Origin of the sequence: Moheibacter lacus, from assembly GCF_014042165.1 — a bacterium.
GTDB lineage: Bacteria > Bacteroidota > Bacteroidia > Flavobacteriales > Weeksellaceae > Moheibacter > Moheibacter lacus.
Map to the genome: position 1 here is coordinate 135,314 of NZ_JACDZE010000001.1, position 15,595 is coordinate 150,908.

Below are 15,595 nucleotides of genomic sequence, written 5' to 3' on the forward strand. Positions count from 1 at the left end.
ATCGGTTTTCAGAAAAGAAAGATGGCTATAAAACTACCATTAATTCATCTAACTTTTTATATTTACATTCCATTAAACCCTGAAAAATTCCCTTTGAGAGAAGCTGCATTTATCAAACAAAATAAAGAAAAATGGTTGGAATTTGAAAAATCATTGTACAAAACTTCGGAAAACAAACCGGAAAGATTGGCAGAACTTTTTATTCAGGTAAACAATGATTTGGCTTATGCCCAAACTTATTATCCTAAAAGTAATGTCATCAAGTATTTGAATGCCATTACGGCAACGGCTTACCATAAAATTTATGGGAAGAAAAAATCCGGAAAGGGATTTACCGGTTTTTGGACTTATGAAATCCCGATGATCATGTACAGGTACCGTCATTATTTTTATTTTTCGTTTTTTGTTTTCTTTTTGATGATATTGATCGGTGTATTTTCTTCTATCTATGAGCCGGAATTTGTAAGATCCTTTTTAGGAGACACTTACGTTGACATGACGGAAGACAACATTCAAAATGGAGATCCACTTGCGGTTTATAATAATGCAACGACTTTTGGGGATTTTAATAGTTTTTTCAGAATTGCACTCAATAATTTACGCGTTGGATTGATGTCTTTTTTGTATGGAATTTTTGGAGGTATTGGTTCGCTCTATTTCATGTTGGTAAACGGCATCATGGTGGGGAGTTTCCAATATATGTTTTTTGAAAAAGGACATTTCTTTCTTTCCCTCCGTACAATTTGGATGCACGGTGCCATGGAAATTTTTGCAATGTGTATAGAAATCGGTGCCGGAATACTGATGGGAACCAGTTATCTTTTTCCGGGTATCCTCACCCGCAAACAAGCCTTTTTTCAAAAAGGAAAAGCTGCTTTAAAAATTGTCATCAGCACCATTCCTTTTACGATTTCGGCGGCATTAATCGAAGGCTATCTGACCCAATACGCAAACGAAATGCCGATTCCGATTGCAGGAATCATTGTTTTGGGAACTTTAGGATTCATTTTTTGGTATTATTTGGTTTTTCCTCATTTTGTTTACAAAAGAAATCAAAATGACATTTCGTATCTCTTAAAAGAAATTGGAAATGAAAAAGCTTAATCCATTGATATTTTGTATCACGCTAGTTTGTTCCATTTCTTTTGCGCAAGAAATTACAGAAACCATTTCACCTCCTGAAGCGCAAGAAAGTTATGTGGATGAATATACGGAATCGTACGATGAGCCCAATCCTACTCCATCTAAAGAAGAAATCGGAGAAGTTTATTTCGAGAAAAGAAGTTTAAACCCAGACTTTAAAGACCAATACAAAGGAAAAAAATTTAACTATGAAAGGGTGATTAAGCCACCGTCTCCTCCACTTTTTAATTTCCCGACCGGTCTATTCCAAATTTTAATGTATATCGTTTTGGGCGCTATTGTGCTGATCGTAATTTATCTGATCATCAAAAATGCAGGTGGATTCTCATTTGGAAGCGAGAAGAAGAAAATTAAATTTGAAACTTCAGATGAAACTGAATTGGAGGATGAAGAAAATATCGCCAACAATGATTTTCTAAATTTGATCAAAAAAGCAAAATCGGATAAGGACTTTAGAAAGGCTATCCGATATTACCATCTTTGGGTTTTACAATCATTGGCCGATAAAAAACTGATCCATTGGAACAAAGACAAGACAGATTATGATTATTTTTTAGAATTAGGACAGCATTTGATCAAAGAGGATTTTTCAAATGGCATGTATGTGTATGACTACATTTGGTATGGTAATTTCCAACTGGACGCTGACCAGTTTAACATCGCCGAATCTATTTTTCAACGAACTTTAAATAAAATCAGATGAAAAATAGCCTTTTAAAATATACTTTCCTTTTCGTCTCCTTTTTCTTATTGGGTTGTGGAGAAAAGCCTGTTAATTGGAGTCGAACTTTTGATTCAAAAGACACGATTCCATTTGGAACATACATTCTCCGTCAAGAATTGACTGAAATTTTCCCCGGTATCAAAGTCGAAAACATTTCTGAATCTACTTATGATCATTTTCAAAATATACAGTACAAATACCGAACGGATCATTATTTTTTAATTTATGATGAATTGATTTTTGATGATGCAACTTGGGAGAAAATTGCTGAATACGTTAACCAAGGTGGTTCTGCTTTCATTTCAAATTCTGCTGTCCATCCCATTTTGGAAGAAATTTTGGGTATCCAAATTTCAACATTGGCTTATGAAGCTGCTCATCCTGTTGCTTCTTTGTCCGTAAAAATTCCTGAAAAAGAAAATCAATATGTTTATGAAAAGGGATTTGATACTGCTTATTTTTCAAATTATGATGAAAAAACAACGGAGGTTTTAGGGAACTTGAAATACAATGATGAGAAAAAACCCAATTTTTTAAAGATTTATTATGGTGAAGGCTATTTTTTATTGCACAGCGAACCGATAGCTTTTACCAATTATCATATGCTGAAAAAAAATCACCACCAATATGTTACCGATGTTTTTTCCTATCTAAATCCTGAGAACATCATCTGGGATAACCATCGAATGTTAAGACGGCAAACCGGAGAACGAAATGATGGTGGATTTTTCAATGGTTTGAGTTTTATCATGAAACATGAAGCGCTGCGCTACGCTTTTTTACTATTGGTCGTCATGGGAATATTGTATCTGATTTTCAATTCAAAACGCAGGCAAAAAGCAGTTCCCATCCTACTTCCCTACACCAATTACACACTTGAATTTGCCAAAACTCTTTCCGAATTGTACCGTTATAATGCAGATCACACGGCCATGGTTCGTTATAAAATCAATTATTTTTTGGAACAATTGCGTACCCATTATCAAATTACAGCAAAAGACACGGAAAAAGATTTTTCAGAAATATTAAGTTCGAAATCGGGAGTAGATCAAGAAACTTGTAGAAAATTGGTCTTGAAAATTGATATTTTAAAAAGCAAAAATTATCTAGACAAAGAAGATTTTTTTGCGATACATACCTTAATTGAATCGTTTAAACAGAAATCAAAAAATTATGGAAGAGCTGCCACAAGAAAATAATCATTCTTATCAACCACAACCCCAGGGAAATCAACCGGAAACTACACCACAACATAGCTCTGGATTGGATTTTCAAAATCGTATAGATTTAAGCAAAATCCAAAAAGGCGTAGCTGAAATCCGAAACCAGTTGGGAAAAGTCATCGTCGGACAAGAAGAATTCATCGAATTGCTTATGGTCAGCATTTTTGCCAATGGTCATGCGCTGATTGAAGGTGTTCCGGGCGTCGCCAAAACGATCACTACCAAATTAATCGCTCGCACGATGGATGTTGGCTTTAGTCGAATTCAATTTACCCCTGATTTAATGCCTTCAGATATTTTGGGGACCTCCGTTTTTGATATCAAAAAAAATGAATTTGATTTTAAAAAAGGACCTGTTTTTTCCAATATCATTTTAATCGACGAAATCAACCGAGCTCCTGCCAAAACCCAAGCAGCACTTTTTGAGGTCATGGCAGAAAGGCAAATTACCATGGATGGTGTTCAGTATGAAATGGAACACCCTTTTTTGGTTTTTGCAACTCAAAATCCGGTAGAGCAAGAAGGTACCTACCGTTTACCGGAAGCACAATTGGACAGATTTTTATTTAAAATAGAAGTGGGATATCCTTCGCTAGATGAAGAAATTGCCATTTTGGATGGCAACCATCTTCGTAAAAACGAGGATCCTACTGAATTGATTGGCGCTATTTTCAGTGCTAAAGAAATAGCGGAATTTCAGTATATCATACAAAATGTTTTGGTCGAACCTAAACTCATCCGCTACATCGCTTCTATCGTCCATACTACCAGAAACAATCCTTTTTTATTTTTAGGAGCTTCACCTAGAGCTTCGATTTCTATTTTAAATGCTGCCAAAGCAGTTGCAGCGATCAGAGGTCGGGATTTTGTCATTCCAGAAGACATAAAATTTGTTGCAATTCCGGCTTTAAAACATAGAATTGTGGTTTCTCCCGAAAAAGAAATGGAAGGAATTTCATCTACACAAATTATCAACCAAATCATCGAAAGCATAGAAATCCCACGTTGATGAATCCTTTCAAACAAATATTTTTACATCGTTTTTTTTTCTATTCGTTCATTTTGGTGATCGTCGGATTTTGTTTTGGTTTTTATTTTCCCATCATGATTTCCATAGCTCAGCTGCTTTTATTTGCGGTCATTTTGATTACAATGATTGATTTCAGTTTGTTGTACTCAAATAAAAAAGGAATTTCAGGAGGGCGATTGGTTCAAGACAAATTGTCCAATTTTGATAAAAATCCGGTTAAAATCCAATTGAAAAATCATTTTCCATTTCGAATTAAGTATACTCTCTTAGATGAAATTCCGGAACAATTTCAAATTTTTGATTTCAAGATAAAAGGATTGATTTCTTCCAAAAAAGAAATCGAATTGTCCTATGATCTGATTCCTTCAGAAAGAGGCGTTTATCGATTTGGTGATGTGAATGTTTTTGTCACCACACCACTTGGATTTCTACAAAGAAAAATCATTTTAAAAGCTGAAAACCAGATCAAAGTTTATCCTTCATTTTTGCATTTGAATCAATTTGGATTAAAGAATTTCAAAGCGCATATCAACGAAATTGGACAGAAGAAAATTCGCCGAATCGGTCATAGCATGGAGTTTGAGCAAATTAAAAATTATGTAAAAGGTGATGATTTCCGCACGATAAATTGGAAATCCACTGCCAAACATCAAAAATTGATGGTCAATCAATATGTAGATGAAAAATCACAACAAGTCTATTGTGCAATCGACAAAGGTCGTATGATGAAAATGCCATTTAACGGTCAGACTTTATTGGATTATGCGATCAATTCCAGTTTGGTTTTTAGCAATGTGGTTTTGCAAAATCACGATCGCGCAGGGATTTTTACGTTTTCCAATCAATTGGAGAATTTGGTTAAGGCAGAAAGAAGAACCAATCAATTGCATAAAATTTCTGAAGCGCTTTATGGAATTCAAAGCAATTTTTTGGAAAGCGATTTCGGAAAATTGTACAATTATATCAAATATAAAATTCCACAAAGAGGTTTGATTTTATTGTATACTAATTTCGACAGCATGGATTCCTTACATCGCCAACTCCCCTATTTATTGGGTATTCATAAAAACCATTTGTTGGTTGTGGTTTTTTTCAGAAATACGGAATTAGAAAATTTTCTTCAAAATCCAATTCAAGAGAATGACATTTATGAAAAAACTTTGGTCGAAAAATTCATCTATGAAAAACAACAAATCGTATTAGAATTAAACAAACACGGCATCCAAACCATTTTGACCCGACCGGAAGATTTGAGCGTCAATACGATAAACAAATACCTCGAGATCAAATCCCGAGGTATGCTGTAATCCTTTGATTTCTATAAATTATAATTCTACCAACTCTGAAATATGAGAGGCTTTTTTGATCAATTTATTGTTTTTATCTACCAACAATAAAGTAGGCGTAGAAGAAATTCCATAATCTTTCACCGATTGTGTATCCCACTGAAGAAAATCGGAATAGCTGATCCATTCAAAATCATTTGAAGCCGCCTTATATTCTGTTTCATCTATATCCAAAGAAATACTTAGGATTTCACCGCCTTCGAGTTTAAAATTTCGATAGTATTCTTTCACAAAGGGCATTTCATCGTTACAAGCCGGACACCATGAAGCCCAGAAAATGATGATCTTTTTGTCTGCTTTTATATCATAAAGGGATTTAGCACCTTTGATGGTTTGATCAAAAACGATATTGGGAACGACATTTCCGATGGTAGTTCCATTATGCGCAGCTAAATTGGATTTCAATTCATCAGTGATTTCACAGGTAAGTGCATTGGCTTTTGCATAATATTTCTCTAAAAGTGTAGCAAATTGATCCTGTGGCAAAGCTAGAAAAACAGTTGAAAGGACTTTTTGACCTCTTGGTGTTTCCAAATCTGTTTTCACCAAAAGTTCATCGATTTCTTTCTCGATTGTTGAATTGATTTGATCTTGAGAAGTTGCTCCCAAAATAGAGGCTCTCAGATAATCCAAAACCAATTTGAACATGAAGCCCGTTCCTTCTAAATAATTATTATCATTTACCAAACGAGTCAGGACTTTATGTTTATGGGTTTCGGCAGAAATTTTAGTATCAAAGGTTGAATTGGCCAATTTGCTGATAGAAGCATAGTATTTCAGCAAAGGTAAATCAAATGAACTGTTCAATTGCCCAATTCTATTTTCTTCCTTTTCTATGGCTTTATAAAACTCATCATTTTCTGAATATAGAGATTTGATAACGGGGAAAATGTTGGATTTCATGTCCATTAAACCTTCTAAAGTACTGAACTTTTGAAATCCTTTTGCTGTTTCACCTTCCATAATCTGAAGGTCTACAAAAGCATTGTTCTCCAGTTTAGCGGAAAAATTTAAATCCTCGTTATCGCTTAACAAATCTAGTGCTGCATGTCTGGTAACATCCGTTAAGCGGACTATACCGCTAAATTTTTGTGGAATTTTCACTGAGAATTTCCCATTTTTATCGGTCTTTACTTTGTTGATTAAAACATCGGTTGGACCATCGAAAATTCTCACCAAGACATCTTTTTCAGGATAATTTTTGATTTCACCGGTCACTTTAAATTGAGCATTTAAGGTACAGGCAAAAATAATTACCAAAACAGCGATTGCTTTCTTCATTATATTAATTTTTTTCAAATGTAAAAAAACCCTTTCTGATAAGAAAGGGTTTGAAATATATTAAAATAGTTAATTATGATCTAACTAATTTCCTTTGGTTCCATACAAAATAGGCAACAAAAATCAAGGCGATCATCAATAGAATGAAAACATACTGATCGATTGGTGTACTAGGAGCACCAGGACCACCCGCATCTTCACCTTGATCTGGTGGTGGAGGAACTTGTGCAAATATTTTGACGACTGGTAAAAGGAATGTCAAGAAGGTTAAAATAAAGTTTTTCATCAAATTGTTTTTTGGGTTTGAGTTGATTGCTCTTATTTTATGATTTTTTGGGTATAAACATCTCCGGTATTGGATTCAGCTTTCACGATATAAACACCGGTATTTGGTAATTTTAACTCAAAATCTGCTTGTGTATTTACATTTTTATAAGACATGATATTTCTACCACTCATATCATAAACTTTGATATCTGCAGAATTCCACTGATCACTAAATCGGATTTTATGAGTTTGCTGATCTTTGTAAATAACTGTTGCACTTGCCAATGTTTCATCTAACTCCATTTCACCTTTGTTAAATGCCGGTCCACCATTCCAGTATACCGTGTATCTATCTTCAACTTGTTTTTCAGAAACATCAACATAATAATTAAATTCTGTTGTGATCGGCATTAAGACATCTTCTGTTCTGTCATAGAAAAAGAAAGAATTTCCATCTACAAAATTGGTTTCATCTCCAGAAACTTTTGTGAAAATATCTTGGTAAAATAAATCTGCTTTTACATAATAACCGTTTAAATCTCCAGATTTTCTGTTGAAAAACACCGGAATTGGTTTGTTCACATAAGCCATATTTACGGCATTGATATGCATTTTTCTTGTAGAACTAGGAACAGGAGTTCCATCTAAGTTTTCTTGTGCCAAAAAGAATCCAGTTTTTGCATTAAAATCTGAATACTCTGACTCAAGTGCATTATCAGTACCATTGGTCACACCTGAATTGGTTACAATTACATAAGCTTTATTTCCAGCTGGAGCACCATTGCTTTTGTACAAATTCAAACCAAGTTGATAAAATTTAGGACGAACAGTACTTGTAGATGAAAATCCAAATCCATTTCCATCTTCATTCATTTCACCACCATCTGATCCAGTATTTTTTGAAGTTGTCACGCCACTACCTAATGAATTAGGAGTCATGCTAAAGGTTTTCAATTTATCACTGAAATTAATGGTTCTATTTCCGGTATTGGTAGCAGCGGTATTTAATACAACGATAAATGGTTCAAATGGTTTCACCAATAAGGCTGATGCATCACCACCCCAAACATTAGTTGCTTCATTATAAGTAGCGACTACCATGGCAGAAGAAGTCGACCCACTTCCATCATAACTCAAATCAGCAACTCTGGCCACCGCCAATAGTCCGTCAATATCATTGCCGTCATCATAACCAGGCGATGCTGGTGAACCTATGTAGGCCAAATCAATATTGGACGTATAAGGATTTCCAAACTGGAAAAAATTTCTACCATATCCTGCGTCATCTGCAACGGTTCTTACTTTGTCGTCAATATAAGTTTGGTATTTTTCGTTATAAGTGTTCTTTTTCCCTTTCCAATTGCTCCAAGGCACACCTCCAAAATGGTACATATTGGTGTTCATCGGAATATTTAAAAAAGCTTCGTTTGAAGCTACCCCACGATAGGCCAATTTATCGTTGGCTTCCATAATCGATTTGATATTCCCAGAATTGTATTCTAAATTTAGAATATAATATGCCGTTGGGCTATTGGCATCCAAAGTAGCACCGGCATTGAAGTGATCAAATTCAGGTTTTTGCACATTGTCCCAAGCCATCATGGATTTTTGATAACGATTATTTGAAGATGAATAAGAAGTTCCAAATAGGAATCCCATTGCTTCATCTACATTGGCAAAATGGAAAGGCATCGCAAATTGACCCCAGTTAAAAACTGCTGGATCAATCGTTCCTTTTTCCATCGTAAGTCTATCAGAAGAACTCGCTTCATTGATGATGACTTGACCGTAACTCGTGTTGTTACTCGGCACATCCCAAGTGCTGACAAAGTTTGCTCCTGTTGCGCTTGGATTTACATAATCACCATCGATTTTCACGTTTCCTGCGTTTTCAAACACAGCATTCGTAGTGGAGGTAACGTTTAAATTATCACCAAAATAAACTAAAGTATTGGGTTGAACTTTAACTTTGGCGGTTCCTGTAACATAAGTTTCTTGTGCATCGGATATCCCATGAGCTAATCCCATACACATGGCTAATAAGAAGTAGTTGATACTTTTCATATGAATTATTTAGGGTTGGTTTAATATAATTCAACTTTCATTTGCATGAAAATTTGCTACAAATATAGGTTTTTTTTCTATTTGCGAAATCTATTTAAACGATTTTTCGCACTTTCTTATTCTCATTGTTTAATTTAACTTGGTTATCTATCGCTTCTCTTGTCAAAGAAAATTTCTCAGGAAGTTCATCAATTCCATACATTAAATCAGTAAAAATCTCCTCCGTAACTGAACGTAAACCTCTTGCACCTAATCCTAATTCGTCTGCTTTTTCTACAATATAATCCAAAGCATCTTCCTCCACAGTTAATTCTACTCCATCCAATTCAAACAATTTTTCATATTGTTTGATCAGGGCGTTTTTCGGTTCAGTTAAGATTTGTTTCATCGCTTGGTTATCCAGCGGAGTTAAATTGGCAATAATCGGTAATCGCCCGATCAATTCAGGAATCAACCCAAAGGATTTCAAATCCATCGCATTTACTTCTTTCAGTAAATCTTGAGCATGCTTTGCGTTTTCATCATTTTTAAAACCAATCACATGTGTATTGAGACGGTTGGCTATGTGTCGCTCGATTCCTGAAAAAGCACCACCGGCGATAAATAAAATATCTTTTGTATTGACCTCAACAAATTTCTGATCCGGATGTTTTCTTCCTCCTTTGGGTGGAACATTAACAACGGTTCCTTCCAAAATTTTCAACATCGCCTGCTGAACACCTTCTCCAGAAACATCACGTGTGATAGATGGATTGTCATTTTTCCTTGCTATTTTATCGATTTCATCGATGAAAACAATTCCTTGCTCCGCCAAATCCACATCATAATTGGCGTCCTGTAAAAGTCTTGTCAAAATACTTTCCACATCTTCCCCTACATATCCTGCTTCTGTCAAAACCGTTGCATCAACGATGGCAAATGGAACGTTTAACATACGGGCGATGGATTTGGCCAATAAGGTTTTTCCGCTTCCGGTTTCACCGACTAAAATCACATTGGACTTATCTATTTCAACTTCATTTTCATCACGAGAAGGATTCAAAATCCTTTTATAATGATTAAATACCGCTACAGACATGATTTTTTTTGCATGATCCTGTCCGATGATATAATCGTCTAAAAACTTTTTGATTTCTTTCGGTGATTTTAGTGGTAATGGATTGACCAGATTGCTCTTGTTCTTAAATGAAACTTCCTCCATGACGATTCCATGAGCTTGCTCTATACATTGATCACAAATATGACCGTCAATCCCTGCAACCAACAAATTCACTTCACTCTTTCCTCTCCCACAAAATGAACACTTATTTTCTTCCAATTTAAACTCAATTTAAGTGCACAAAGGTACAAATAAAAATATTTTTATCAGAAATCTAATTGGGACTTAAATACTTTAAAATCCTTTTGGGACATATTTTTTTGATTTCCTCATCATTCAATAAAAAACCATAAAGCAAAATCACGATGAGTTCAAATTTCCATAAACCAAATTGGAACAACATGATGATGTGAATAAGGATGGATAGTAGGATGGCGAATCCTCTTGTCTTTTTCCAAATCACCATCGGTACAAAGCTCAATTGTTGAAAGATGATCAAATAATTGATGAATTTAGCCATAAATTCATGAGAAAGAATTCCATTCCAAACACTATCTTGAAACCCTGCATATTGTGAAAAACTATAAAAAACGGCAATTCCTTGCTGCCAATCTTTGTCCAAGATTTTAAAATAAGTATTGTTCAAATAAATCAAAAAAACATGCAAAATAATCGACCAAACTGCCAGTTTTGAGATCAATTGGAATTCTCCTTTCGATTTCTGAATTGAAAAATACTTAAAACTATCTACAAAAATAAAATACAACAAACTGAATTTCAATATCGTCTCACCCCAAGTCATCAATGGAAGTGTCAATTGGATCATCCAAAAATGAAAAACAAATACTAAAAACGAACTGATATTTTTTCCAATTCCCAATATGAATGCAATTAAAATTAAACCACTGATAGAAAAAAACAGCATGGAATATTCCGATAAGTAAGGAACAAATCCAGTTGTAGGCAAAAAAGCATTGAATTCCGGATTATATAAAATATCTGAAGATGGAAAAATAGAAACCAAATCCACCAACAAAACCATTCCTATCAAAACCCTAAAAAGAGATGGATAAATCCTTCGTTCCGCTGCCCAAAACTCCTTCATGGTTGTATAGATTCAGACGTTTGGAAGAAGACTTTCTCTCCTATGAAATAAGTAAAATCATCCTTATAATCTTTGTCAAAAGGCAAGACCATCGGTTTCCGCATCACAGAAATCGAAACGCTGTCTGCCTTTATATTTGGATTTTCCTTTAAATAGACTTTCGGGAAGTTTTTCAGATTTTGAACGATGGGAATGAGTTCTTTATGGGAAAGCAGTTTTTTATCGAAATCATTTTCTTTTCCTTTGTAAAACTCATTATACAAGGAAGTTTGATAATGAAAATCCAAAGTTTTCATCCAACCCAAATACAATCTTTCTTTGACAAAATAAGATTTGCTCTGAAAAATAGATTTCTCATTTTCTTTTTCTAAATATTTAGAAATCAATATTTTACCTTTCAACTCACCTTTCTCATAAAATTCGTAAGCAACATCATAATTGGTATTGGTCACTGGCGCAAACATCCGGTATCCGGTCGGGATCCATTCTTTAATTTGAGTTTTAAAATGATCTCCAGCAAAAAAGGTTACTCCGTACACGCCTGCCCAGTACAGGACAAACAATGTAAAAAGTAACCTTTCGGGTTTCATTTGAATTATTTTTACGTTCTCGGCAACAAAACTTCGTCCACCATCCCGTATTCTTTCGCCTCTGAAGAAGTCATCCAATAATCGCGTTCTCCGTCTTTCTGGATTCTATCAACCGATTGACCGGAATGATGCGCGATGATTTCATACAATTCTTCTTTCAACATCAAAATCTGCTTCAACGTAATTTCCATATCAGTCGCTTGTCCTTGTGCTCCACCCAATGGCTGATGAATCATCACTCTGGAATGTTTCAGCGCCGAACGTTTTCCTTTAGCGCCCGCACATAAAAGTACCGCTCCCATGGAAGCTGCCATTCCGGTACAAATTGTAGCAACATCCGGTTTTACGATTTGCATCGTATCGTAAATTCCGAGTCCAGCATGAACACCACCTCCAGGAGAATTGATGTAAATCTGAATGTCTTTTGAAGCATCTACGCTTTCCAAAAACAACAATTGCGCTTGGATGATGTTGGCGATTTCATCGTTGATCGGCGTTCCCAAAAAGATGATTCTGTCCATCATCAATCGCGAAAAAACGTCCATTTGTGCAACATTCAATTTTCGTTCTTCAACGATGTAAGGCGTCATGCTTTCCACATAACTGTCCACATGAAGACTGCTGATGTTTTGATGACCTGTTGCGTATTTTTTAAATTCTTTTCCGTAATCCATAATTTTATTTGTTACAATTATAGTAAACAATTCAAAAATAATACAAATCTTATTTTACTGACGAATTGTCCACTCGATTAATGAGCGTGATCATGCGCGTGGTCATGATCGTGGTCGTGATCATGTTGATGGTTTTTTTGTTTTTCTTCCATCAATTTCACAAACGCATCAAATGTAACTTTTTTCTCTTTTAATTTGGCATTTTCTTTAAAAGTCTGCATCATTTTATCTGCAAATACTTGATCTGCCATTCTTTGAAATTCTTGTTGGTTTTGTAACGAACCCTGAACGATTCTTTCCAAATCCTCTTCCGGCATATTGGATTGTCCATACATCGCCAATTGTTCTTTGATGATGTTGCGCATCGCAGCTTCCACATCAGCAAATTCTACTTTCAAATCATAAGCCTCAGCCACTTTAGATTCGATCAATTGGTAACGCAAACCGTTTTCTTCTTTTTTCAATTGTTCTGCAGCATCTTCTACCGATTCGATTTTTTCGTTAGAGAAATGCAACCAACGCGACAAAAAGTCAGTAGGTAAATCAAATTTTGTTTCTTTGATCAATTCTTCTACCACTTCATTCATCATTTGTTTGTCGGTCTCACGGCTGTACATTTTTTCCGCTTCATCTTTGATTTTCTGACGAAATTCTTCTTCTGAACTCACTGCGCCTTCACCATAAACTTTGTCAAATAAAGATTGGTCAACTGCTGATGGTTCCATCGCCGTAATTTCCAAAATTTCAAATTGCAATTGCCCATCAAAATCAGCTGCTTTTTCTGCATCCCAATTCAGGATTTGCTCCAAATTCACAGCATCTTCAGAAATTTCTTTGGATTTAACCACGATTACATCTCCAACTTTTTTACCGATGAATTTTTTCGGCTTCGCCAATTCGTCTACAAAAAGATAAGACTCTTTTTCACTTCCTTCTACTTCATTTTTTTCCGCATCCAATTCTTTCATCAAAACCTTCACGTTTGCACCTTCTTCTACTTTTTCCAAAGTTTTCATCGTCCCGAAACGCTTCGCGAAATTGTCTATGTATTTCTGAACTTCTTCATCTGTTACTTCGATCGAATAAGTATCAGCTTTGATTTTACTCAAATCCACTTTAAAGTCAGGCGCCAATCCCAATTCGAATTCAAAATTCAACGTATCGGCATCCCAATCCATATCGTCTTGTGCTTTTGGAAGCGGATTTCCCAGGATGGAAATTTTTTCTTTTTGGATATGATCGTTGATCGCGGTTTGTAACAATTGGTTCACTTCGTCAAATATGATGCTTTTTTCAAATTGCTTTTTCACGAAACTCATCGGAACCTGTCCTTTACGGAAACCTTTTATGGTCGCGTTTTTTCTATAATTGTTCAAGGCTTTTTCTACCTTTTCTTTATAATCGTCTTTTTCAATCGTAACGGTAAGTACAGCATTTAAATCGTCGATACTGTTTTGGGTAATGTTCATCTGTCTAAAAATTTTGGTCTGCAAAGGTAATTATTTTAATGGAATTTACGATTTTAGATTTCAGTTTTACAAATTGAATTAGAAACGGTTATATTTAGGAAATGATGCAAGAATTTTAATCAAAATGAAAACAGGAAAATTAATTCTTAAAATAGTAGCAATTTTAATTATCTCCATCTCGCTTTTTTATGCTTTTTTATTTTGTACCAAAAATGAAGAAAGTGGAGTGAAATTCGGAAATATTTTTACAAATCACCAAAATTATATTTCAAATTTAGAATTTAGAAAAAATATAAAAAAGGCTCTAAATCAAGATGAAAATGGCATTATTTGGTTATATGAAGTTCCTGTAGATGGAGAGAGTAGCTATGAAATGGGATATATTATTACTCAAATAATTTACAAAATAGGTGAAGAAAAATATTTGAAAATGGTAAAAAAGTTAAATATAGATCAGCAGCGTTTTGCATTAGGCTATATTACTGTCGGACTTGAATATGGGGACAATGATTATGATGGTGAGATGGATAATACAAAGTTTGAAAATGAATTCCCGCTTCTTTATCAGTATTACAAAAATTTAAGCGATTAAAATTGGCACTAGTTTACATTACTCCTCTCAAAACCCTCACCACCACATCCGATTTGCTCATCGTATAATAATGAATCAGTGGAATTCCATTTTCTATTAACTCTTTACTTTGGTTGATCGTCCATTCTGTCCCGATTTCTTTTACTTCTTTGTTGTCCTTGGCTTTTACCAATTCATCTGCCAACTCATCTGGTAAATCCACATGAAAAGTTTTGGGGAGAGCCGTAATTTGGGATTGGGTGGTGATGGGTTTCAGCCCGGGAATGATGGGAACTTCGATGCCTATTTTTCGGCATTTGTCTACAAAATCAAAAAATCGTTTGTTGTCAAAAAACATTTGGGTCACGATGTATTCCGCTCCCAAATCGACTTTCTTTTTCAAATAATTCAAATCGATATTCAAATTGGGCGCTTCAAAATGTTTTTCGGGATATCCTGCTACTCCAATGCAAAAATCGGTTTTGGAACTGTTTTCTAACTCGTCATCCAAATATTTACCCTTATTCAAATTGGCAATTTGCTCAAGCAATTCCGAAGCATAGCGATGACCATTGGGCTCTGCCATAAAAGTCGATTCCGATTTCACCGGATCACCGCGCAGTACCAATAAATTATCGATACCCAAAAAATTCAATTCGATTAAGGCATTTTCCGTATCTTCTTTATCAAAACCGCCGCAGATGATATGCGGAATCGCATCGACTTTGTAATGGTTTTGAATCGCTGCACAAATCGCCACCGTTCCGGGACGTTTTCGTACGCTTTTTCGCTCCAGAAGACCATTTGGATGTTTTTTATAGACAAATTCTTCACGGTGATACGTAACATCAATAAACGCCGGATTAAATTCTACCAATGGATCCAACGTGTCAAAAATATGCTGAATATTATTTCCTTTGGTCGGGGGTAAAATTTCGACAGAAAATGTCGGTTTCTTTTGTTGAATTGCGTTTTCGATGTGTTGGGTTACTTTCATATTTTTTCGTTA

The 15,595-nt window shown here is 35.1% G+C and carries 15 protein-coding genes; 6 read left to right on the forward strand and 9 right to left on the reverse strand.

Annotated elements, in window-relative coordinates; all coding sequences use genetic code 11:
- Positions 1 to 21: 21 nt before the first annotated feature.
- From HU137_RS00615 to HU137_RS00635, 5 genes are read left to right on the forward strand one after another with little or no spacing between them, the layout of a single operon-like run.
- On the forward strand, positions 22 to 1,104 hold the full coding sequence (locus tag HU137_RS00615) for a stage II sporulation protein M (protein ID WP_246361458.1): 1,083 nt from the start codon (positions 22 to 24) through the stop codon (positions 1,102 to 1,104).
- Positions 1,091 to 1,846: a hypothetical protein gene (locus HU137_RS00620; RefSeq protein WP_182041874.1), complete on the forward strand. Its 756-nt coding sequence runs from the start codon at positions 1,091 to 1,093 to the stop codon at positions 1,844 to 1,846. Before HU137_RS00615 ends, HU137_RS00620 begins: the two co-directional genes overlap by 14 nt.
- The gene (locus HU137_RS00625; RefSeq protein WP_182041875.1) at positions 1,843 to 3,066 is read left to right on the forward strand and encodes a DUF4350 domain-containing protein; all 1,224 of its coding nucleotides are present in this window, start codon (positions 1,843 to 1,845) and stop codon (positions 3,064 to 3,066) included. Before HU137_RS00620 ends, HU137_RS00625 begins: the two co-directional genes overlap by 4 nt.
- On the forward strand, positions 3,041 to 4,099 hold the full coding sequence (locus tag HU137_RS00630; protein ID WP_182041876.1) for an AAA family ATPase: 1,059 nt from the start codon (positions 3,041 to 3,043) through the stop codon (positions 4,097 to 4,099). Before HU137_RS00625 ends, HU137_RS00630 begins: the two co-directional genes overlap by 26 nt.
- Positions 4,099 to 5,427, forward strand: coding sequence for a DUF58 domain-containing protein (locus tag HU137_RS00635; protein ID WP_182041877.1), 1,329 nt, complete (start codon positions 4,099 to 4,101; stop codon positions 5,425 to 5,427). The genes HU137_RS00630 and HU137_RS00635 overlap by 1 nt, the downstream gene beginning before the upstream one ends.
- An 18-nt stretch (positions 5,428 to 5,445) precedes the next feature.
- Here HU137_RS00635 and HU137_RS00640 read toward each other — a convergent pair whose 3' ends face one another.
- The 8 genes from HU137_RS00640 to tig all read right to left on the reverse strand — a co-directional run bounded on the left by HU137_RS00640 (position 5,446) and on the right by tig (position 14,015).
- The gene (locus tag HU137_RS00640; protein WP_182041878.1) at positions 5,446 to 6,747 is read right to left on the reverse strand and encodes a TlpA family protein disulfide reductase; all 1,302 of its coding nucleotides are present in this window, start codon (positions 6,745 to 6,747) and stop codon (positions 5,446 to 5,448) included.
- A 73-nt stretch (positions 6,748 to 6,820) separates the two neighbouring features.
- The gene (locus tag HU137_RS00645) at positions 6,821 to 7,033 is read right to left on the reverse strand and encodes a hypothetical protein (RefSeq protein WP_182041879.1); all 213 of its coding nucleotides are present in this window, start codon (positions 7,031 to 7,033) and stop codon (positions 6,821 to 6,823) included.
- 32 nt (positions 7,034 to 7,065) lie between these two features.
- Positions 7,066 to 9,078, reverse strand: a complete 2,013-nt coding sequence (locus tag HU137_RS00650) for a T9SS type A sorting domain-containing protein (RefSeq protein ID WP_182041880.1) — start codon at positions 9,076 to 9,078, stop codon at positions 7,066 to 7,068.
- A gap of 94 nt (positions 9,079 to 9,172) precedes the next feature.
- Entirely contained in the window at positions 9,173 to 10,396 is a 1,224-nt protein-coding gene (gene clpX, locus HU137_RS00655; protein ID WP_182041881.1) for an ATP-dependent Clp protease ATP-binding subunit ClpX, read from the reverse strand.
- Positions 10,397 to 10,451: 55 nt separating this feature from the next.
- Complete coding sequence (locus HU137_RS00660) at positions 10,452 to 11,282, reverse strand: hypothetical protein (RefSeq protein ID WP_182041882.1); 831 nt, start codon at positions 11,280 to 11,282, stop codon at positions 10,452 to 10,454.
- On the reverse strand, positions 11,279 to 11,872 hold the full coding sequence (locus tag HU137_RS00665) for a hypothetical protein (RefSeq protein ID WP_182041883.1): 594 nt from the start codon (positions 11,870 to 11,872) through the stop codon (positions 11,279 to 11,281). The genes HU137_RS00660 and HU137_RS00665 overlap by 4 nt, the downstream gene beginning before the upstream one ends.
- A gap of 11 nt (positions 11,873 to 11,883) precedes the next feature.
- On the reverse strand, positions 11,884 to 12,546 hold the full coding sequence (locus HU137_RS00670) for an ATP-dependent Clp protease proteolytic subunit (protein WP_182041884.1): 663 nt from the start codon (positions 12,544 to 12,546) through the stop codon (positions 11,884 to 11,886).
- 77 nt (positions 12,547 to 12,623) lie between these two features.
- Positions 12,624 to 14,015 carry a trigger factor gene (gene tig, locus HU137_RS00675; protein ID WP_182041885.1) on the reverse strand — a complete coding sequence of 464 codons (1,392 nt, stop codon included), beginning with the start codon at positions 14,013 to 14,015 and terminating at the stop codon, positions 12,624 to 12,626.
- A gap of 124 nt (positions 14,016 to 14,139) precedes the next feature.
- On the opposite strand from tig, the gene HU137_RS00680 reads away from it, so the two are divergent.
- A complete protein-coding gene (locus HU137_RS00680) occupies positions 14,140 to 14,607 on the forward strand; it encodes a hypothetical protein (RefSeq protein WP_182041886.1) in 468 nt (155 codons plus the stop codon).
- A 13-nt stretch (positions 14,608 to 14,620) separates the two neighbouring features.
- On the opposite strand, the gene metF is transcribed toward HU137_RS00680, so the two are convergent.
- A complete protein-coding gene (gene metF / locus HU137_RS00685; protein WP_182041887.1) occupies positions 14,621 to 15,583 on the reverse strand; it encodes a methylenetetrahydrofolate reductase [NAD(P)H] in 963 nt (320 codons plus the stop codon).
- Between the last annotated feature and the right edge of the window lie 12 nt (positions 15,584 to 15,595).

Bases quoted from the DNA above. Each gene is read 5' to 3' on its own strand.
- HU137_RS00615 (WP_246361458.1), top strand. From the start codon at position 22: ATGGCTATAAAACTACCATTAATTCATCTAACTTTTTATATTTACATT.
- HU137_RS00620 (WP_182041874.1), top strand. From the start codon at position 1,091: ATGAAAAAGCTTAATCCATTGATATTTTGTATCACGCTAGTTTGTTCC.
- HU137_RS00625 (WP_182041875.1), top strand. From the start codon at position 1,843: ATGAAAAATAGCCTTTTAAAATATACTTTCCTTTTCGTCTCCTTTTTC.
- HU137_RS00630 (WP_182041876.1), top strand. From the start codon at position 3,041: ATGGAAGAGCTGCCACAAGAAAATAATCATTCTTATCAACCACAACCC.
- HU137_RS00635 (WP_182041877.1), top strand. From the start codon at position 4,099: ATGAATCCTTTCAAACAAATATTTTTACATCGTTTTTTTTTCTATTCG.
- HU137_RS00640 (WP_182041878.1), bottom strand. From the start codon at position 6,747: ATGAAGAAAGCAATCGCTGTTTTGGTAATTATTTTTGCCTGTACCTTA.
- HU137_RS00645 (WP_182041879.1), bottom strand. From the start codon at position 7,033: ATGAAAAACTTTATTTTAACCTTCTTGACATTCCTTTTACCAGTCGTC.
- HU137_RS00650 (WP_182041880.1), bottom strand. From the start codon at position 9,078: ATGAAAAGTATCAACTACTTCTTATTAGCCATGTGTATGGGATTAGCT.
- HU137_RS00660 (WP_182041882.1), bottom strand. From the start codon at position 11,282: ATGAAGGAGTTTTGGGCAGCGGAACGAAGGATTTATCCATCTCTTTTT.
- HU137_RS00665 (WP_182041883.1), bottom strand. From the start codon at position 11,872: ATGAAACCCGAAAGGTTACTTTTTACATTGTTTGTCCTGTACTGGGCA.
- HU137_RS00670 (WP_182041884.1), bottom strand. From the start codon at position 12,546: ATGGATTACGGAAAAGAATTTAAAAAATACGCAACAGGTCATCAAAAC.
- tig (WP_182041885.1), bottom strand. From the start codon at position 14,015: ATGAACATTACCCAAAACAGTATCGACGATTTAAATGCTGTACTTACC.
- HU137_RS00680 (WP_182041886.1), top strand. From the start codon at position 14,140: ATGAAAACAGGAAAATTAATTCTTAAAATAGTAGCAATTTTAATTATC.
- metF (WP_182041887.1), bottom strand. From the start codon at position 15,583: ATGAAAGTAACCCAACACATCGAAAACGCAATTCAACAAAAGAAACCG.